Below are 18,867 nucleotides of genomic sequence, written 5' to 3' on the forward strand. Positions count from 1 at the left end.
GGGCATTGCAGAGCGGGCGGCGAGTTTCTCGCCGCCCGCCTTGCCGTTCGGCGTCGGGTCTGGGGGAGTTTGTAGCCCAGAGCGCGGAGTTGGGACGCGTTCAGGCTGGACACGTTGTGGTCGTGATCGGTGGACGCGTATTGGTGGATGGCCCACTGCTTCCACGGGGAAGGCGCGGTCACTCGCCCGGCGGCCTTTCCGTAGTGCGCGACCCACAAGGGGTATTCGCCCAGTCGTTCACCTGGCGCGTGGAGCGCCCGTCGGTGGTCTCCAGGTCGAGCATGAGCAGGTCGCCGGCCCCCAGGCCCGCTTTTGTCACCACCGAGAGGTAGTGGTCGGCCTCGCGCACCGGGTCGTCGCCCGGGCGGCCTTAGTGGAAGGCGCCCCTGACCAGGCCGTTCCGCTGGATCCTCGTCCAGTTCTCGGTGAAGGTCGGGTCGTCGCGCCGCAGCCCCTCGGTGGCCTTCGCGATGCCGAAGGCGAGGTCCTCGCGCCCCCAGTCGAAGCCGCGGTCGTAGCGCGAGACGTCCACGCCGTACGGGTTCGACGGCGCCGGGGACGCGGCCGCTTCGGCGGGAGCGGCGACGTGGAGCGGCGCCCCGCTCGCGATCACCCTCGCCATCAGCAGGCTGCTGCCTCTGCCGCGCTTGCCGATCATTTTTCGGATGCCCGTTCTCGCCGGACTCGGGAGATTCGGCGTCCGACCGGATTTCGACCGTGCAGGGCAGGTTAACCGGAGAACGAGACGGCTGGGAGATCGTCCCCGGCAAATAAATTATGCATAAGAGGGTGCGTTCTCCGTGCGGTTTCCCCGGCGCGGCGGGCAATTCCGGGCATGCGGGGTGGCCCGTCAGCCGGGCAGGCGGATGAGGCGGCGCTCCACGGCCGCGGCGACGGCGGCGGTGCGGGTGGCGACGCGGGGCGACAGCGCCGTCTCGCCGCGCGCGGCCGTGCGGACGCTGCGGAACAGCTCCTCCGGCGGGCCGGCCTTGAGCAGGTACCCGGCGGCGCCGGCCGCGATGGCGCGGGAGATGTCGGCGTCGGAGTCGTAGATGGTCAGCACCAGCACGCGCGGCGGGTCCGGCAGCGCGAGGACGCGCCGGGTCGCCTCCACGCCGTCGATGCCCTCGCCGAGCTGAAGGTCCATCAGGACGAGGTCGGTCGGGACGAGCCCGACCTGCCGGACCGCCTCCGCGCCGTCGGCCGCCTCGGCGACGACGGTCCCCGCGCCCGGCGCGCTCTCGACCGTGAGGACGCCGCCGACCTCCGCGACCCGGTCCCGCATGGCACGCAGTCCGTACCCGCGCCCCGGTGCGGACACCGCGTCCGCCGGGTCGAATCCCGGGCCGTCGTCGGCGACGTCCAGGGACACCGCCTCGCCGAGATAGGTCAGCGTGACCATCACCGCGGCCGGGGCGGCGTGCTCGCGCGCGTTGGCGACGGCGCCCTGCGCGACGCGGAGCAGCGCCGCCCGCACCTCGACGTCCACCGGATACTCGTCCCCCTCCAGGCGCGGGTGCTGATCCCGGCGCGGCCCGACTGCGCGGTGGTGAACCGCTTCGGCGGGCCGTCCCACCAGGAGGTCGTCGCGCTCCTGCTGGAGGCCGGGGCGGATCCGGAGCCGGCCGACCGCCAGGGCGCGACCCCGCTGCGGCACGCCGAGCGCGAGGGGCACGGCGAGATCGCGAAGCTGCTCCGCGACGCCTAGCCCGGCCGGCCGGCGCCGGGCATGCGGAGACCCCCGGACCCTGGTGGGTGCGGGGGTCTCCGGCTCGCGTCGGTAGGACGGCCGGCGTCAGTAGGACGGCTGGCTCGGGTCGATCTGGTTGACCCAGGCCAGGACGCCGCCGCCGACGTGCACGGCGTCGGCGAAGCCGGCGCTCTTGACGACCGCGAGGGCCTCGGCGGAGCGGACGCCCGACTTGCAGTGCAGGACGATCTTCTTGTCCTGCGGCAGCCGCTCCAGGGCGGAGCCGTTCAGGAACTCGCCCTTCGGGATCAGTGTCGCGCCCGGGATCGAGACGATCTCGTACTCGTTGGGCTCGCGGACGTCCACCAGGAAGATGTCCTCGGCGCGGTCCTGCATGGCCTTGAGGTCGTGCACGGAGATCGTGGAGTCCTTGGCGGCCTCGGCGGCCTCGTCGGAGACGGCGCCGCAGAAGGCCTCGTAGTCCTCCAGCAGCTCGGTCTGCGTCGGGTTCTTGCCGCACAGCGGGCACTCGGGGTCCTTGCGGACCTTGACCGAGCGGTACGTCATCTCCAGCGCGTCGTAGATCATCAGGCGGCCGACGAGCGGCTCGCCGATGCCGGTGAGCAGCTTGATGGCCTCGTTCACCTGGATCGAGCCGATGGACGAGCACAGCACGCCGAGCACCCCGCCCTCGGCGCAGGACGGCACCATGCCGGGCGGCGGCGGCTCGGGGTAGAGGCAGCGGTAGCAGGGGCCGTGCTCGGCCCAGAAGACCGACGCCTGGCCGTCGAAGCGGTAGATCGACCCCCACACGTACGGCTTGCCGAGCAGGACGGCCGCGTCGTTCACCATGTAGCGGGTGGCGAAGTTGTCGGTGCCGTCCAGGATCAGGTCGTACTGGGAGAAGATGTCCATGATGTTGTCGCGGTCGAGCGCGGTGTTGTGCACCACCACGTCGATCAGCGGGTTGATCTCACGGACGGTCTCGGCCGCCGACTCGACCTTCGGCTTGCCGAGGGACGACTGCCGGTGGATGATCTGCCGCTGCAGGTTGGACTCGTCCACGACGTCGAAGTCGATGACGCCGAGGGTGCCCACCCCGGCGGCGGCGAGGTAGAGCAGCGCGGGGGAGCCGAGCCCGCCGGCGCCCACGACCAGGACCTTCGCGTTCTTGAGGCGCTTCTGCCCGGACATGCCCACGTCGGGGATGATCAGGTGCCGCGAGTAGCGGTTGACCTCGTCGCGGGTGAGCTCCGCTGCGGGCTCGACCAGAGGTGGCAACGACACGGTGGGTGCTCCTGTGCTGACGCTCGGCTGTTAGGGAGGCGGGGCGTCCCGTCCTCCCACCGCACAACCTTGCCACGTCGCCCCGCATTCCCCGGGCGCCGCCCCCAGAACGCGCACGCGCGTGGCGGTCCAGGGGCACGCATGGGCCGTCCCGTAGCGGGCATGGGTCGCCCAACATACGGGAGGAGGAACCATGAGCTTCCTCGACAAGCTCAAGAACAAGACCCAGAAGGCCATGGGCCAGGGCAAGGAAGAGGCCGGACGGCAGACCGGCGACCGGTCCATGGAGGCCGAGGGGCGCAGGGACCAGGCGGCCGGCGGCACCAAGCAGGTCGGCGAGAAGGCCAAGGACGCCGCCCAGGAGGCGCGCCGGACGTTCGGTACCGGGTCCTAGCCCCGGGTACCGGGTTGTAGCGCTCCCGCAAGTGGAAGCCCCTCCGCGGAGGGGCTTTCCGCTGCCTCGTACGCAATGACAGGTGGATTGTCGTAAAACACAGTTAATCTTGACTGTTGTGGCATTCCCGCCTCCCTTCCAGCAGCCGCCGCCCCCGCCGCGTCCTCCGTACGCCGGCCCGCCAGGGCCTCCGTACGCGGGCCGGCCAGGGCCTCCGTACGCGGGTCCCCCCGGTCCCCCGCCGCCGCCGGGCCGTCCCACGGTCCTCGGCCTGACCGGGCGCCAGTGGATGGTCGTGGCCCTCGTCGTCGGCTGCTGCTACTTCTTCACCACCGCGTTCTCGATGGTCGGAGCCTGGACGACCGTCAACCGCGAGCCCACGACCGCGGAGCTGCAGACGGCCGCGAACAAGGAGGTCGCGCGGCGCTGGCAGGCGTGGCCCGCGAGCCGGATCTTCCCCGACCGGATCCCCTACCGGCCCGTCGGCGACCACAGCGAGTACGCGTCCCGGACCGGCATCGTCCCCGACACCGGCTGCGCCCAGGCCGTGGACGAGGAGATCGCCGCCACGCTCGCCAAGTACGGCTGCCGGGCCGTCCTGCGCGCCACCTACACCGACCAGCTGCAGGGCGTCGTCGTCACCGTCGGGGTGATCGCGTTCCCCGACCCGTGGAAGGCCGACCGCGCGTTCAAGGAGCTGCCCGGCTCGCAGGGCCCGGGCGACGGCTCCCGCTCGGTGGCGCCCGCGCTGCACGCCGCCGCGTTCCCGGGGACGGCGTCGGCCCGGTTCACCGACGAGGCCCGGCAGGACCGGACGATCGACCGCGGCGGCCCGTACGTCGTGCTGACGGCGTCCGGGCAGTCCGACGGCCGGCCCGCGTCCGCGATCAAGAAGGCGCGGCCCGGCGAGCCGTTCGCCGTGGCCCCGCAGCTCGGCCACGCGGTCGCGCGGGCGCTGGCCTCCAAGGCGCTGCCCGACTGCGACGACCCGGAGTGGGAATGCTGACGCGCGCGCGGACGGCCGCCGCCCTGGCGGCGGGAGCCCTGGCCGGGAGCTGGCTGCTGCCCGTCCCGGCGCACGCGGACGAGGTCCGCGACCGGCAGCGGCCCATCCTGAACCTCCTCGGCATGGACGCCGCCTGGAAGGTCACCAAGGGCGCCGGGGTGACGGTCGCCGTCGTCGACTCCGGCGTCGACCCGAAGCAGGCGGACCTGCGCGGCAAGGTCACCACCGGGCCCAACATGCTCGCCAAGGTCGACCGCGGCAGCACGCCCGCGCGGCTGCACGGCACCGGGATGGCGTCGCTGATCGCCGGGCAGGGGCACGGGCCGGGCGGCCGCTCCGGGATCATCGGGATCGCCCCGCAGGCCCGCATCCTCGCCATCCGCGCGATCGGCGAGCCGGAGGACGCCAGCTACGCCCGGTACCGGACGTCGGAGCAGGCGGAGACGTCGGTGGCGCGCGGCATCCGCTACGCCGCCGACCACGGCGCCGACGTCATCAACCTCTCGCTCGGCCGCGAGGACGAGACGCCCGAGGAGCGCGAGGCGGTCGGCTACGCGATCGGCAAGGGCGCCGTGGTGGTGTCGGCGGTCGGCAACGACGGCGACGAGCAGCGGCTGCTGGACGACGACGGCTTCGCGCCCTACTCCTACCCGGCGTCCTATCCCGGCGTCATCGCGGTCGCGGCGACGACGGCCGGGCACGCCCGCGCGCCGTTCTCCAACCGCAACTACTCGGTGGTGCTGTCCGCGCCGGGCGCCGGGCTGCCCGTCGCCGGGCCCGGCGGCCGGTACTTCGTCAGCTCCGGCACCAGCGACGCCAGCGCGGTCGTGTCCGGGATCGCCGCGCTCATCCGTGCCAAGCACCCGGACATGGCGCCCGCGCTGGTGTCGCAGGCGCTGGTGCAGAGCGCCCGCGGCGGGCCGAAGGGCGGCTACGACCCGGAGATCGGGTTCGGCGAGGTGCACGCGGCCCGCGCGCTGACGGCGGCGGACGGGCTCGCGGCGGCGAAGCCGGGCCCCGCGAAGGGCAAGCCCGCCGGCGAGCGGTTCGGCGCGGGCGACCCCGGGCCGGTGCCGATCATCGACCATCCCGCCTGGGTCCGCTGGTTGATCGGCGTGATCCTGGTGCTCGGCATCTGCGGGGCCGTCGGCGGGGGCGGGATCGCGATGGCGTTCCGGCGCCGCCATCCCAAGCCCGCGGCCGGCCCGCCTTCCGGCCCGGCCGCACCCCCCGGTCCGCCGCCCGGGCAGCTGCCCGGCCGGCCGTACGGGCCGCCGCCGCGCGCGCCGTACGGCGCGCCGGAGCAGCCCCCGCCGCGCGGCGCGTCGCCGGCGCCCCCGTACTGATCTCCGTTGGGCTACGCTCCGCTGCGTGGCGCGCGCTGACATCTCCGCCCCGGGCACCGAGACGGAACCGGGGCGGTGGCGGGTGTCGCGCCGGACGGCGGCGCTGGTCGCCGCGTCCGCGTGCGCGACCGTCCTCGTCGTCGCCGCGGTGCGGCTGTCGGCGGAGCTGACCCGCGGCCCGACGCCCGCCGAGCGCGCCGCCGCCGCGGCGGCCGAGGTGGCGGGCCGGTACCGGGCGTGGCCCGCCGGGCGGATCTTCCCCGCCGGGATCCCGTACACGCTCGGCCAGTCGTCCCCGGCGACGGCCCGCCGGGTCGGGATCGGCGCCGACACCCGCTGCGCCCAGGCCGCCGACGGCGCGCTCGCCCGCTCCCTCGCGGCCCGCGGCTGCCGCGCCGTGCTCCGCGCCACCTACCTCGACCAGACGCAGGGGCTCGTGGTGACCGTCGGGGTGGCGGTGTTCCCGGACGAGCGGTCCGCGCGCGGGGCGGTCGAGTGGTTCCCGCACGGCGCGCCCCGGCCCGGCCTGCGGGCGCTGCCGTTCGAGGGGTCGGTCGCCGCCCGGTTCGGCGACGCGGCCCGGCAGGCGGCCGCCGCCGCGCAGCGCGGCCCGTACGTGGTCGCCGCGACCGCCGGGTACGCCGACGGGCGCCCCGCGCTGCGCGGCCCGCTCGCCGACCTCGCCGAACTCGCGCCGCAGCTGGTGCGCGCCGTGCTCGCCCCGCTGGCTGCCCCGGCGGAGGTCCGCTGCGGCGACCGGGAGTGGCGATGCTGAGACGCGTCACCGCCGCGCTGGCCGCCGCCGCGCTCCTCGCCCTTCCCGCCCTCACCGCGCCGCCCGCCCGCGCCGACGGTGTTGTTCGTGAGGGGGCGACCCCCCACACCCCCCGGTTCGCGCCCGGCTCTGATCAGGTACGGGACGCCGTGACGCCCGTCCTGGAGTCCCTGAACGTGCCGCGGGCGTGGACGATGGCGAAGGGGCGCGGCGTGACCGTCGCCGTCCTGGACTCGGGCGTGGACGCCGACCAGGCCGACCTCGTGGGATCGGTCACCGTGGGCCCCGACCTCACCCGCGGCGCCGGGCCGGCGGGGGCCCGGCCGAAGCGGCTGCACGGCACCAACATGGCGTCCATCATCGCCGGGCACGGCCACGGCCCCGGCGGCGCGCTGGGGATGATCGGCGTCGCGCCCGAGGCGCGGCTGCTGTCGCTGCGGGTCATCCTGGAGCGGGACGAGCCGGGGTTCGCCGAGTTCACCGGCGCCGAGCGGTTCGCCGGGACGATCGCCGACGGCATCCGGTACGCGGTCGACCACGGCGCCGACGTGATCAACCTGTCGCTGGGCCGCTCGTACCCGACGGCGCGCGAGCGGGACGCCGTCGCCTACGCCGTCCGCCGCAATGTCGTGGTGGTCGCCGCGGCCGGGAACAACAACGCCGAGGGCAGCCCCGGAGGCGTGAAGGGGAAGGGGCGCCCCTCCGCGAAGTACTTCTATCCGGCGTCGTTCCCCGGGGTCATCTCCGTCGCCGCCGTGGACGCGCAGGGGCGACACGCCGGGTTCTCCAACCGCAACTCCGGCGTGGTCGTGTCCGCGCCCGGCGTGCAGGTCATCGGCGCCGGCCCGGACGGGCGGTACTGGATCGGGGACGGCACGAGCCCCGCGACCGCGTTCGTGTCCGGCATCGCCGCGCTCATCAGGTCGCGGCACCCCGGCCTCGCGCCCGCGCTGGTCACGCAGGCGATCGTGGCGAGCACCGGGAACCGGCCGGCGCGCGGCTACGACCGGGGCGTCGGGTTCGGGACGGTGGACGCCGCCGCCGCGCTCGCCGCCTCCGACGGGCTCGCGGGCGCCCGGATGAGCGGCGCCGGGCTGCCGGCCGAACGCCGGTTCGCGGACGGGCCCGTCCGGCCGGTCCAGGCGGTGCACCGCTCGGGCGGGCTCGTCCTCGCCTACGTGCTGGCCTGCCTGGTGTCCCTGTTCGGCCTGGCGGGCGCCGCGGTGTTCCTGCGCGGCGCGCCGCGCGATCCGGGAGAATCGTCGGATGCCGTTCGAACCTGACGAGTACGCCGAGGCGGTGCTGGACGCGGTGGAGAGCATCCCGCCGGGCCGGGTGCTGTCCTACGGCGACATCGCCGAGCTGGTCGGGCGCGGCGGGCCCCGGCAGGTCGGCCGGGTCATGTCGCTGTACGGGGGAGCCGTCCCGTGGTGGCGGGTGATCCGCGCCGACGGGAGCCCGCCGCAGTGCCACGAGCGCCGCGCCCACGAGCACTACCGCGAGGAGGGGACGCCGCTCCGCCCGGACGGCGTGAAGGTCGACATCAAGCGGGCGCGGTGGTCAGGTCCGTCCTGAGCGGGCCGGGTGTGGTTTTTCTCCCTGGCGACATGCGTGCGTTGTGGTCAGAACCGTCCCGGTGATCTGTTCCAATGAACTGTTGTGCCCTCTGGTTCCTACCGTCTCGTGCGCCGCGCCGGTCCCGCGCGGAGCGTCCCGCCTGTGCTCGACGAGCAGCAGCGGCGGGTCGTCGAGCACGCCGGCGGGCCGCTGCTGGTGCTGGCGGGGCCGGGGACCGGTAAGACCACGACGATCGTCGAGGCGGTCGTCGACCGCATCGAGAACCGGGGCGCCGATCCGGAGCGCGTGCTCGTCCTGACGTTCAGCCGCAAGGCGGCGGGGGAGCTGCGCGAGCGCATCACCGGGCGCCTGCACCGGACGACCCGCACCCCGCTCGCGCTCACCTTCCACAGCTACGCCTACGCGCTGCTCCGGCGCGACGCCGTCCTGAACGAGGAGCCGGCCCCGCGGCTGCTGTCCGGCCCAGAGCAGCTCCTGGAAGTGCGCCGGTTGCTGGAGGGCGAGCTGGCGGACGGCGCCCGCGACTGGCCGGAGCGCCTGAGGGCCGCTCTGGCGACGCGCGGGTTCGCCGAAGAGCTGCGTGACTTCACCTTGCGGGCCGTTGAGCGCCAGTACGCCGCCGAAGACCTGGCCGCGCTGGGACGCGTGCGCGGCCGCGACGACTGGTCCGCCATCGGCGGGTTCATGGAGCGGTACGTCGACCGGTTCCTCCTCGACCCCGTCCCCACCTACGACTACGGCGAGCTCATCCACATGGCCGCGGGCATGCTCGCGGACGAGGAGGTGCGGATCCGGGAGCGGGACGCCTACGACGTGGTGTTCGTGGACGAGTACCAGGACACCGACCCCGCGCAGGAGGCGCTCCTGCACTACCTCGCCGGAGAGGGCCGCGACCTGGTCGTGGTGGGCGACCCCGACCAGTCGATCTACGGGTTCCGCGGCGCCGACGTGCGGGGCATCCAGGAGTTCCCCAGCCGCTTCCCGACCCTGGACGGCGAGCCCGCGCCCATGGTGGCGCTGCGGACGTGCCGCCGCATGGGCCCGGAGATCCTCGCGGCGTCGCGCCGCATCGCGCGCCGCCTGCCCGCCGGGTCGGCCGGCGCCGCCGAGCACCGCGCGCTGCAGCCGGTGGAGGAGCTGGACGACGGCGAGGTGCGCGCCGTCATCGCCGACTCCGAGAGCCAGGAGTCGGCGCTGGTGGCCGACGAGCTGCGCCGCGCCCACCTGCTCGACGGCGTCCCGTGGTCGCGGATGGCCGTCCTGGTGCGCAGCGCGGTGCGGCAGGTCCCGGTGCTCCGGCGCGCGCTCGCCCAGGCCGGTGTGCCGGTGGTCGTCGCGGGCGACGAAGTGCCGCTGATCGCCGAGCCCGCCGTCCGCCCGTTCCTGGTGCTGCTGCGGGCCGCGCTGAAGAAGGGCTTCCTGGACGAAGAGGTCGCCGAAGACCTGCTGACAGGGCCGCTGGGGGGCGCCGACGCGCTCGCCATGCGGCGGCTCAAGCGCGCCCTGCGCGACCTGGAGGAGCTGTCGGGCGGAGACCGTCCGCTAGGGGAGCTTCTCATCGCGGCCGTCAACGACCCCCGCGAGCTGATCCTCGTCCACGAGAAGGTGCGGGCGCCCGCCGAGCGGATCGCGCAGCTGATCGAGGTGGCGCGGCGCTCCGTGCACGACGGCGGCACCGCCGAGGACGTGCTGTGGGCCGTCTGGCAGGAGAGCGGCCAGGCCGACGTCCTGCTGGAGCAGAGCGTCAAGGGCGGGACGCGCGGCGCGGCGGCCGACCGCGACCTGGACGCCGTCGTCGCCCTGTTCGACCACGCGGCGCGGTTCGTCGACCGGCTTCCCCAGGCGGGGCCCGAGCTGTTCGTCGACAACATCGCCTCCCAGGAGATCGCCGGCGACACCCTGGCCGAGCAGGCGCCCGAGGGCGAGGCCGTCCGGATCCTCACGGCGCACCGCTCCAAGGGCCTGGAGTGGGACGTGGTGGTCGTGGCCGGCGTCCAGGAGGGCGTCTGGCCCGATGTCCGCCTGCGCGGGTCGCTGCTGGGCGTCGAGGAGCTCATCGAGCACGCCGCAGGGGCGGAGCCGGAAGGCGACGCGGCGGCGGGCGCCTCCATGGCCGCCAAGATGCTCGACGAGGAACGCCGGCTCTTCTACGTCGCGGTCACGCGCGCGCGCAAGCGCCTGGTGGTGACGGCCGTCGGCGGCGACGACACCGAAGAACGTCCGTCGCGGTTCCTCAACGAGCTGCTCCCCGGCGCCATCGAGCAGTCGCAACTGGACGAGAAGACGCGGTGGCTGTCACTGTCCGCGCTGGTCGCCGACCTGCGCTCGGTCGTCGCCGACCCGTCCCGCCCGGAACCGCTGCGGCGCGCCGCAGCCGGGCACCTGGCCCGCCTCGCGCGCGCGGGCGTGCGCGGCGCGAAACCGGAGAACTGGTACGCCATCACCGCGCTGTCCGACCCCGGGCCCGCGTTCGGAGAGGACGAGCAGATCACCATCTCCCCGTCCCAGGTCGAGGCGTTCACCACCTGCGGGCTGCGCTGGCTGCTCGCCTCCGCCGTCGGCGCGCAGGAGGGCGGGCCCAACGAGTACAGCACGATGGGCAAGGTCGTCCACGCCGTCGCCGAGATGGCGGGCGCCGACGACGGCGTCGACGAGGTGCACGTCGCCGAGCGGCTCGACGAGATCTGGAACGACCTGGAGTTCCGCAGCTCCTGGTACTCGGAGAAGCAGCGCGAGCAGGCCGCGACCATGGTCGACAAGTTCCTCGCCTGGCACCGCGACAACCCCAACGAGGTCGTCGCGCTGGAGGAGTCGTTCAAGGTCGACCTCGGCCGCGTCGTCATCAAGGGCCGCATCGACCGCGCCGAACGCGACGAGCAGGGCCGCGCCGTCATCATCGACATCAAGACCTCCTCCACCGCCGTCCCCAAGGACGACCTGGCGCGGCACCCGCAGCTCGGCGTCTACCAGTACGCGGTGATGCTCGGCGCGTTCGAGCGGCACGGGCTGATCGAGCCGGGCGGCGCCAAGCTCGTCCAGGTCGGCAAGGCCGCGTTCACCGCGAGGGCGCGCGAGCAGGAGCAGCCGCCGCCCGCCGACGACGCCGACCCCGAGTGGCCGAAGAAGCTCATCGAGGTCGTCGCGACCGGGATGGCGAGCGAGGTGTTCCAGGCGCGGGCGAACGACAAGTGTCGCACCTGTCCCGTACGCTCCTGCTGCCCCGTCCATGACGAGGGCGGGCAGGTCGCCGACTGAACAGCGGCCTGAACAGCGACTGAACGGTCCACGGTGAGCTCGGGGGGAGCGAGGTGATCACGCCGGGAGAACTGGCCCGGCTGCTGGAGATCCCGGAGCCGACGGAGGAGCAGGCCCGGGTGATCGAGGCGCCGCTGGCGCCGATGGCGGTGATCGCGGGCGCCGGGTCCGGGAAGAGCGAGACGATGGCCGCGCGGGTGGTGTGGCTGGTCGCGAACGGCTTCGTCCGGCCCGAGCGCGTCCTCGGGCTGACCTTCACCCGCAAGGCCGCCGCCGAGCTCGGCGTGCGCGTGCGCAAGCGGCTCGACAAGCTCCGCGAGGTGCTGCCCGCCGACGAGCTCGAACGGCTCGGCGGCGAGGCCCTGTTCGACGGCGAGCCCATGGTGTCGACCTACCACTCGTACGCGGCGCGGCTCTTCGGCGACCACGCCCTGCGCGAGGCCCTCGAACCCACCATGCGGCTGATCTCGCCGGCCGTCGCCTGGCAGATCTGCTCGCGGGTGGTCGACGCCTACAACGGCCCCATGGACCGCATCGACTGGCAGCCCGACACCGTCACCAAGGCCGTCATGGAACTGGCCGGCGACCTGGCCGAGCACCTGCGCACCGCCGAGGACGTCCGCAAGGTCGGCGCCTGGCTCGACGAGCGGCTCGCCGTGGTGAACAAGCCGCTGAAGGCGCAGCGCGACATCCTCGCCAAGCACGCCGTCCGCGAGCAGCTCATGCCGCTCATCGAGGCGTACGCGCGGGCCAAGTCCGACCGGGAGGTCATCGACCACGGCGACCAGATGGCGCTCGCCGCGCGCATCGCCTCCAGGCATCCCGAGGTCGGGATGATCGAGCGGTCCCGGTTCTCCGTCGTCCTGCTGGACGAGTACCAGGACACCAGCCAGGCGCAGCTCGTCCTGCTGCGCTCGCTGTTCGCGGGCGGCCACCCGGTGACGGCCGTCGGCGATCCGTGCCAGTCGATCTACGGGTGGCGGGGCGCGAGCGCCGGGAACCTGCTGCGCTTCGCCCACGACTTCCCCGCGCAGCCCGGCGCGGACGGGCGGCGGCCGGTGCCGGCGCCGGTCGTCCAGCTCAGCCGGTCGTTCCGCAACGGCGAGCTGATCCTGGAGGCGGCGGCCAAGGTGCAGGAGGAGCTGCGCGCCGAGACCAAGGCCGTGCCGCGCCTCGTCCCGGGGGCGGGCCGCGAGGCGCGCGGCCGCGTCGAGTGCGCGCTGTTCCCCACGGTCGAGGACGAGGCCGACCGCATCGCCGCGCGCATCGCGGGCCTGATGGCCGCCGACCCCGAGACCGCGCCCGACGGCGGCCCGCAGGCCGAGCCGCTGCGCTACTGCGACGTCGCCGTCCTGGCGCGCAAGCGGTCGCAGTTCCCGCTGGTCCGGCGGGCGCTGGAGGCGCGCGGCATCCCCGTCGAGGTCGTCGGGCTCGGCGGGCTGCTCACCGTCCCCGAGGTGCAGGACGTCGTCGCCACGCTGCGGGTCATGCACGACCCGACCGCGGGCGCGTCCCTCGCCCGGCTGCTCACCGGCCCGCGCTGGCGGCTCGGCCCCCGCGACCTCGTCGCGCTGGGCCGCCGCGCCCGCGCCCTCGCCCAGGAGACGGCCCGCGACGTCACCCCGCCCGAGCGCCCCGAACCGGCCCCGGCCGAGGACGCCCCACCGGGGGACGCCATGGCGGAGCCCGCCGCGCCGGACGCCGGCGACGACCCGCTCCGCCAGCTCGTCGGGGAGCTGAACCAGGAGACCGGCAGCCTCGTCGACGCGCTCGACGACCTCGGCCCGGCCGAGGCGTACTCGCCGGAGGGGTACGGCCGGCTGCGGCGCCTGCGCGACGAGCTGCGCGGCCTGCGGAGCCAGGTCGGGCTGCCGCTGCCCGACCTCGTCACCGAGGTCGAGCGGGCCCTCGGCCTCGACATCGAGGTCGCCGCGCGGTCCGGGCTCGACCCGGTCACCGCCCGCGCCGACCTCGACGCCTTCATCGACGCCGCCGCCACCTTCGCCGGCGACGCCGAGGACCCGACGCTCGGCGCGTTCCTCGCCTACCTCAAGGCCGCCGAGACCGAGGAGTTCGGGCTGGAGGCCGGGCGCGTGGGGGAGACCGACAGCGTCAAGCTGCTCACCGTCCACGCGTCCAAGGGCCTGGAGTGGCCCGTCGTCGTGGTGCCGGGCCTGTCGTACACGCCGCAGAAGAACGGCGGCCCCGCCAAGGGGTCGATCTTCCCGTCGCCGCCGCAGAACGCCACCCGCTGGACGGCGAACCCGCGCGTCCTGCCGTTCATGCTGCGCGGCGACCGCGCCGACCTGCCCGCGCTGACCGGCCTGGAGAAGGACGACCTCGCCGCGTTCGACCAGGCGTGCGCCGAACGCGACCTGCGCGAGGAGCGGCGGCTCGCCTACGTCGCGGTCACCCGCGCGTCCAGCCTGCTCATCACCACCGGCTACTGGTGGGGGGCGTCGGGCCGGCCGCTCGGCCCGTCGCCGTTCCTGGAGGAGGTGCGCGCCGTCTGCGTCGCCGGCGCCGGATCCGTCGCCGTCTGGACCGACCCGCCGGAGGAGGGGGCCGCGAACCCGCTGCTCGCCGACCCCGAGGAGGCGCAATGGCCCGTCGCACCCGGCGAGCGCGGCCACTCCGACCTCACCGCCCGCCAGCGCTACGAGGCGGTCGTCGAGGGCGCCCGCATGGTCGGGGACGAGATGGCCGGGCGGACACGGCACTGGGCGGGCGACACCGGCCTGTCCGACGCCGACCGCGCCCGGATGACCGCGTGGGCGCGCGACGTCGAGCTGCTGCTCGCCGAGCGCGACCGGGGCCGCTCCGGCGACGGCCTGCTCGTCGAGCTGCCCGCGCACCTGTCGGTGTCGTCGCTGGTGTCGCTCGCGCGCGACCCGGCGGCGCTCGCCCGGCAGATCCGCCGCCCCATGCCGCGCCCGCCCGCCCCCTACGCGCGGCGCGGCACCGCGTTCCACGCCTGGCTGGAGGGCCGCTGGGGGCAGCAGCGCCTCCTCGACCCCGACGAGCTGCCCGGCGCCGCCGACGAGGGCGCCGCCGACGACTCCCAGCTCGCCCGGCTGCGGGAGCGGTTCGAGGAGTCGGAGTGGGCGTCCCGCGAACCGCTCGACATCGAGGTGCCGTTCGAGACGATCATCGGCGACCGGCTCGTCCGGGGCCGGATGGACGCGGTGTTCCGGTCGCCGGGCGGCGGCTACGAGGTCGTCGACTGGAAGACCGGCTCGCCGCCGTCCGGGGCGGAGGCGCGGTTCGCGGCGGTGCAGCTCGCCGCGTACCGGCTGGCGTGGGCGACGCTGACCGGGGTCGAGGTCTCCGCGGTCAGCGCGGCGTTCCACTACGTCGGCGCGAACGTCACCGTCCGGCCGGCCGACCTGCTGGACGCCGCCGGGCTCGCCGCGCTCCTCGACGGCGTCCCCGCCCTGTGATTCTCGCCCTGTGATTCTCGCCCGGACGGGGTGATGAGTCTCACTCCCCTCTGGTCACCGTGCGTGCTTTCGGGGATGATCCGGGCAACCATTTCGAGGGAGGCGACGTGACGGTGACGCACGACGAGAAGGTCGTCCGGGAGTTCTCCAAGCAGGCGGCCGGGTTCGCCGACCCGAGGCTGAACGCCGCCTTCACCCGTCACCTGGACCGGCTCGTCCGCTTCATGGAGCCGGAACTCGACCTGGAGGACGTCGTGCTGGAGGTCGCGGCCGGCACCGGCCTCGTGTCCCGCGCGATCGCCCACCGCGTCCGGCACGTCACGGCCCTGGACCTCACGCCCGCGATGCTCGCCGAGGGCAAGCGCGGCGCCGACCAGGCCGGCCTGACGAACCTGACGTTCACCCGCGGCGACGCGACCGCGCTGCCCTACCTGGACCGCTCGTTCACGTTGGTCATGACCCGTTTCTCGCTGCACCAGGTCGCCGACCCCGGGGCCGTCGTGGCGGAGATGGCCCGGGTCAGCCGGCCCGGCGCCGCGCTGATCATCGCCGACCTGGTCCGGCCGGACGGCGCGGCGGGCGACCCCGACCGCATCGAGCGGCTCCGCGACCCCTCGCACGGCACCGCGCTCACCGAGGCGCGGATCGCGGAGCTGGTGGCGGCGGCGGGCGCCGAGGTCAAGCGCGCCGAGACCTTCGACTTCGTGCGGCCGCTCGACCCGTGGCTGGAGTTCAGCCAGACCCCCGCCGAGACCGCCGCCCAGATCAGGCGGGAGCTGGAGGAGGAGCTGGCGGACGGCCCCGCGACCGGCATGCGCCCGAGCATGGTGGACGGCGTCCTGCACTTCACGCACTCGTACCTGTTCCAGCAGGCGATCGCCGGGTAACGATTCGAGCGAATGTTCGACGCGGATCGCTCATATGTTCTAGGTTGGCGGGCATGGGTTCCACCACCGTGCGGTCCCTCGACCGCGAGCCCGCCGCGCTGGCGATGCGCATCGGCGTCGTCGCGGCCGAGGCGGCCCTCGCCACCTTCGCCCGCAACCTCGACCTCGACGACCTGGCCGACGGCGTCGACTTCCAGGGCGCCATCGGCCCCGCCGAATGGCCGGTGTTCTCGCTGGTCATCGACACCCTCGCCGAGGCCGGCCCGGGCGACCGCCGGTCCCTGGACGAGCGCCGCGCCGACGCGCTCAACGACCTCGCCCGCATCTGCATGGCGGCCAAGAACCGCGGCGCCGCATGACCCGGTGACCGGGCGCGTCCGGGACCGCGCGGCCCTGGACCCGGGCGCCGCCCCCACCCTGAGCACCGCCCTCAGCCTGGGGCCGGGGGCCGTCCTCAACCGCCCAGCGCCCCGGTTCTGACCTTGCCCGTGCTGGTCCGGGGCAGTTCCCGGACGAACCGGATGTCGCGCGGCACCTTGTACCTGGCCAGGTGCGTGCGCACGTGCTCCTTGAGCTCGTCCGCGGTGACCGACGAGCCGGGGGCGCGCACCACGTACGCGGCGAGGCGCTGGCCGAACGCCTCGTCGTCCACGCCGGTGACGGCGACGTCCGCGACGTCCGGACGGCCGCCGAGCAGGTCCTCGACCTCGCCGGGGAACACGTTCTCGCCGCCGGACACGATCATGTCGTCGGCGCGGCCGTCGATGAACAGCCGCCCGGCCGCGTCGAGGTGGCCGAGGTCGCCGGTGCTCGTCAGGCCGTCCAGCATCGGCTTGCCACCGCCGCCGGTGTAGCCGGCGAACCGCAGGCCGCCGCCGGTGTAGACCTCGCCGGTCCCGCCGGGCGGGACGTCCCGGCCGTCCTCGTCGAGGATCCGGACGGTCAGCCGCAGCGACGGCCGCCCGGCGGTGCCCGGCGCGGCGCGCAGGTCGGCCGGGGTGGCGATGGTGGCCCAGCCCGTCTCCGTCGCGCCGTAGACGTTGACGAGGACGTCGCCGAACGCGTCCATGAACGCCTCCGACAGGTGCGGGTGGAGCATCGAGCCGCCCGACACGACCGCGCGGAGGGTGGGCGTCTCCGGCCTGCCGGGCACGTCCAGGATGCGCTGGAGCATCAGCGGCACCGCGACCAGCGCCTCGGCCTCGTTGTCGGCGATGGCCTGCAGGGCCGCGCGCGGGTCGAACCGGCGTGACAGGACGAGCGGCATGCCCATGCCGAGGCCGACCGCCGTGTAGGCGAAGCCGAGGATGTGGAACAGCGGCGGCGCGATGACGATCGGCGCCCCGGCCCGGACGGGGACGCGCATGGCGTGGGTCAGCGCGGCCGGGAGCAGCGCCCCGAGGGACATGTCGTGCCGGGCGCCCTTCGGCGTGCCGGTGGTGCCCGACGTCATCACGATCACGCTGCCGGTGCGGTCGGGCAGGAGCGGTTCGGGCTCGGTGCAGCCGATGAGCGCGTCGACCGTCTCGGTCTCCGGGGGCGCGTCGCCGCCGGTCCAGGCGAGCAGCCGCCGCCCGGCGAACCCGGACTCCTCGACGGCGTCGGCGAACTCCTCGTCGTGGACGAGCAGTTCGATCCCCTCGCGCTCCGCGACCTGCCCGAGCTGCGCGCCGGAGAAGTCGGTGTTGAGCAGGACGACGTCGTTGCCGAGCCGCGACACGGCGAGCAGCGTCTCCACGAACCCGCGGTGGTTGCGGCACAGGACGCCGGCCCGGCCGTCCCCGATGCGGCTGCCGAGGGCGGTGGCCAGCGACGCGGCGCGCCGTTCCAGTTCGGCGTAGGAGAGCGCGCCGCGCTCGTCGATCAGCGCGGTCCGCCCCGGGAACCGCAGCGCCGCCATCGCGCCGATCGTCGCCGGCACGGGCCCGAACCGGACGTACGGGAACAGCAGCCGCGCGGCCCGGTCCGGCCGGATCGGCCGCACGACCCCCGTGTCCCGCACGGCGCGGACGGCCCGCACCCCTGACCGCAGCTGGTCGAGCAGTGGCAACGTCGTTCCTTCCCCTCGTCCTCCGTCCCGCCCATACCCGCCCTTTCCGCAGATATTGAGCGCTCCGTGCCGTGGGTTAACGTCGAGGCATGACGATCTCCGACGATGCCGTGACCGCCGATGACGTGCGGCGAGCCGTCCGGCTCGCGGTCTCCGTCCTGCGGAAGGCGCCGCCGGACGCCTGGAACGCCAAGGCGGGCACGCTCGAATGGACCTGCTGGGAGACCGTCGAGCACCTGAGCGACGACCTGTTCGCCTACGCCGTCCAGCTCGCTCCGCAGGCACCGCCGATGGAGGGCCACGTTCCGTTCGTCTGGGAGGCCCGCCGCCCGGGCGGCCCGGCGAACGCGGTCCACGCGAACCGCGAGGCCGGGCCGGACGGGCTGCTGCAGGTGCTCGACGCCTGCGGCGGCCTGCTGGTCGCCATGGTGCGCACCGCCTCCCCGGACGTCCGCGCCCACCACGTCTACGGCACGTCGGACGCCGAGGGCTTCGCCGCCATGGGGATCGTGGAGACGCTCGTCCACACCCATGACCTCGCCGCAGGGCTCGGCCTCCCCTGGGAGCCGCCCGCCGACCTGTGCTCGCGCGCGCTCGGCCGCCTGTTCCCCGACGCGCCGCGCGACACCGACCCGTGGCAGACGCTGCTGTGGGCGACGGGACGCGCGGAGCTCCCGGGCCGCCCGCGCCTCACCTCATGGCGCTCGGACGGCACCCCGCGTCCCTGACGCCCCTCAGCGGTGGCCCAGCACGTTCACGACCCGCCCGTCGGGGTCGCGGACGAAGAACCGGCGCACGCCCCACTCCTCGTCCTGGAGGGGATGGACGATCTCCGTGCCGCGCTGCCGCATGACCTCGTAGGCGGCGTCCACGTCGTCCACCTCGACGCTGACGTCCGGGACGACGGGCCCGGTCTTGTCGCGGGTCATGAGGCTGACCTGCGCCGTCGGCACGGACGGGGAGGCGAGCGTCACGATCCACCCCTGGTTCATGACCTCCTCGAAGCCCAGCCGCCGGTAGAACTCCCGGCTCTCCTCCATGGCCCCGGACTCGATGTTGGGCACGACGCGGCGAATGGTCATCGATATCTCCCAGCAGAACGTGGTCGCGATGTGGAAACCCCCATCGTCACCCGCGGCCGCCGCCGGGTCTTGGACGA

The 18,867-nt window shown here is 74.6% G+C and carries 17 protein-coding genes; 12 read left to right on the top strand and 5 right to left on the bottom strand.

The window, feature by feature from the left end; genetic code table 11:
* Nucleotides 1-370: 370 nt before the first annotated feature.
* Nucleotides 371-622: a GH25 family lysozyme gene (locus tag HUT06_RS10260; RefSeq protein WP_176195508.1), complete on the bottom strand. Its 252-nt coding sequence runs from the start codon at nucleotides 620-622 to the stop codon at nucleotides 371-373.
* 228 nt (nucleotides 623-850) lie between these two features.
* A complete protein-coding gene (locus HUT06_RS45580) occupies nucleotides 851-1,489 on the bottom strand; it encodes a response regulator (RefSeq protein WP_368406965.1) in 639 nt (212 codons plus the stop codon).
* A gap of 27 nt (nucleotides 1,490-1,516) precedes the next feature.
* On the opposite strand from HUT06_RS45580, the gene HUT06_RS10270 reads away from it, so the two are divergent.
* Nucleotides 1,517-1,708, top strand: a complete 192-nt coding sequence (locus HUT06_RS10270; RefSeq protein ID WP_176195509.1) for an ankyrin repeat domain-containing protein — start codon at nucleotides 1,517-1,519, stop codon at nucleotides 1,706-1,708.
* An 87-nt stretch (nucleotides 1,709-1,795) separates the two neighbouring features.
* Here HUT06_RS10270 and moeZ read toward each other — a convergent pair whose 3' ends face one another.
* Nucleotides 1,796-2,977, bottom strand: coding sequence for an adenylyltransferase/sulfurtransferase MoeZ (moeZ, locus tag HUT06_RS10275; protein WP_176195510.1), 1,182 nt, complete (start codon nucleotides 2,975-2,977; stop codon nucleotides 1,796-1,798).
* Between the two features lie 193 nt (nucleotides 2,978-3,170).
* Here moeZ and HUT06_RS10280 point away from each other — a divergent pair, with 193 nt between their 5' ends.
* The 10 genes from HUT06_RS10280 to HUT06_RS10325 all read left to right on the top strand — a co-directional run bounded on the left by HUT06_RS10280 (nucleotide 3,171) and on the right by HUT06_RS10325 (nucleotide 16,017).
* A complete protein-coding gene (locus HUT06_RS10280; RefSeq protein WP_176195511.1) occupies nucleotides 3,171-3,371 on the top strand; it encodes a CsbD family protein in 201 nt (66 codons plus the stop codon).
* A 295-nt stretch (nucleotides 3,372-3,666) separates the two neighbouring features.
* Nucleotides 3,667-4,377, top strand: coding sequence for a hypothetical protein (locus HUT06_RS10285; RefSeq protein ID WP_176195512.1), 711 nt, complete (start codon nucleotides 3,667-3,669; stop codon nucleotides 4,375-4,377).
* Nucleotides 4,371-5,723, top strand: coding sequence for a S8 family serine peptidase (locus tag HUT06_RS10290; RefSeq protein WP_217711270.1), 1,353 nt, complete (start codon nucleotides 4,371-4,373; stop codon nucleotides 5,721-5,723). Before HUT06_RS10285 ends, HUT06_RS10290 begins: the two co-directional genes overlap by 7 nt.
* A gap of 25 nt (nucleotides 5,724-5,748) precedes the next feature.
* A complete protein-coding gene (locus HUT06_RS10295) occupies nucleotides 5,749-6,498 on the top strand; it encodes a hypothetical protein (protein WP_176195513.1) in 750 nt (249 codons plus the stop codon).
* Nucleotides 6,492-7,781, top strand: coding sequence for a S8 family serine peptidase (locus HUT06_RS10300; RefSeq protein WP_176195514.1), 1,290 nt, complete (start codon nucleotides 6,492-6,494; stop codon nucleotides 7,779-7,781). Before HUT06_RS10295 ends, HUT06_RS10300 begins: the two co-directional genes overlap by 7 nt.
* The gene (locus HUT06_RS10305; protein WP_176195515.1) at nucleotides 7,765-8,073 is read left to right on the top strand and encodes an MGMT family protein; all 309 of its coding nucleotides are present in this window, start codon (nucleotides 7,765-7,767) and stop codon (nucleotides 8,071-8,073) included. Before HUT06_RS10300 ends, HUT06_RS10305 begins: the two co-directional genes overlap by 17 nt.
* A gap of 144 nt (nucleotides 8,074-8,217) precedes the next feature.
* Entirely contained in the window at nucleotides 8,218-11,331 is a 3,114-nt protein-coding gene (locus HUT06_RS10310; protein ID WP_254715091.1) for an ATP-dependent DNA helicase, read from the top strand.
* Between the two features lie 53 nt (nucleotides 11,332-11,384).
* The gene (locus HUT06_RS10315; RefSeq protein ID WP_176195517.1) at nucleotides 11,385-14,771 is read left to right on the top strand and encodes an ATP-dependent DNA helicase; all 3,387 of its coding nucleotides are present in this window, start codon (nucleotides 11,385-11,387) and stop codon (nucleotides 14,769-14,771) included.
* Nucleotides 14,772-14,878: 107 nt separating this feature from the next.
* Nucleotides 14,879-15,658, top strand: a complete 780-nt coding sequence (locus tag HUT06_RS10320) for a class I SAM-dependent methyltransferase (protein WP_176195518.1) — start codon at nucleotides 14,879-14,881, stop codon at nucleotides 15,656-15,658.
* Between the two features lie 53 nt (nucleotides 15,659-15,711).
* Entirely contained in the window at nucleotides 15,712-16,017 is a 306-nt protein-coding gene (locus tag HUT06_RS10325) for a hypothetical protein (protein WP_089326206.1), read from the top strand.
* 95 nt (nucleotides 16,018-16,112) lie between these two features.
* Here the strand turns inward: HUT06_RS10325 and HUT06_RS10330 are convergent, their stop codons facing one another.
* Entirely contained in the window at nucleotides 16,113-17,708 is a 1,596-nt protein-coding gene (locus HUT06_RS10330; protein ID WP_254715092.1) for an AMP-binding protein, read from the bottom strand.
* Nucleotides 17,709-17,797: 89 nt separating this feature from the next.
* On the opposite strand from HUT06_RS10330, the gene HUT06_RS10335 reads away from it, so the two are divergent.
* Nucleotides 17,798-18,436, top strand: a complete 639-nt coding sequence (locus tag HUT06_RS10335) for a maleylpyruvate isomerase N-terminal domain-containing protein (RefSeq protein WP_176195519.1) — start codon at nucleotides 17,798-17,800, stop codon at nucleotides 18,434-18,436.
* A gap of 6 nt (nucleotides 18,437-18,442) precedes the next feature.
* On the opposite strand, the gene HUT06_RS10340 is transcribed toward HUT06_RS10335, so the two are convergent.
* Nucleotides 18,443-18,790, bottom strand: a complete 348-nt coding sequence (locus HUT06_RS10340; protein ID WP_176195520.1) for a VOC family protein — start codon at nucleotides 18,788-18,790, stop codon at nucleotides 18,443-18,445.
* Between the last annotated feature and the right edge of the window lie 77 nt (nucleotides 18,791-18,867).

This window comes from Actinomadura sp. NAK00032 (assembly GCF_013364275.1).
Classification (GTDB): Bacteria; Actinomycetota; Actinomycetes; order Streptosporangiales; family Streptosporangiaceae; genus Spirillospora.

What these genes read in the sequence shown, in the direction of transcription:
- HUT06_RS10305 (WP_176195515.1), top strand. Translation starts at nt 7,765, where the DNA reads ATGCCGTTCGAACCTGACGAGTACGCCGAGGCGGTGCTGGACGCGGTG.
- HUT06_RS10290 (WP_217711270.1), top strand. Translation starts at nt 4,371, where the DNA reads ATGCTGACGCGCGCGCGGACGGCCGCCGCCCTGGCGGCGGGAGCCCTG.
- HUT06_RS10340 (WP_176195520.1), bottom strand. Translation starts at nt 18,790, where the DNA reads ATGACCATTCGCCGCGTCGTGCCCAACATCGAGTCCGGGGCCATGGAG.
- HUT06_RS10325 (WP_089326206.1), top strand. Translation starts at nt 15,712, where the DNA reads ATGGGTTCCACCACCGTGCGGTCCCTCGACCGCGAGCCCGCCGCGCTG.
- HUT06_RS10300 (WP_176195514.1), top strand. Translation starts at nt 6,492, where the DNA reads ATGCTGAGACGCGTCACCGCCGCGCTGGCCGCCGCCGCGCTCCTCGCC.
- HUT06_RS10280 (WP_176195511.1), top strand. Translation starts at nt 3,171, where the DNA reads ATGAGCTTCCTCGACAAGCTCAAGAACAAGACCCAGAAGGCCATGGGC.
- HUT06_RS10260 (WP_176195508.1), bottom strand. Translation starts at nt 622, where the DNA reads ATGGCGAGGGTGATCGCGAGCGGGGCGCCGCTCCACGTCGCCGCTCCC.
- HUT06_RS10335 (WP_176195519.1), top strand. Translation starts at nt 17,798, where the DNA reads ATGACGATCTCCGACGATGCCGTGACCGCCGATGACGTGCGGCGAGCC.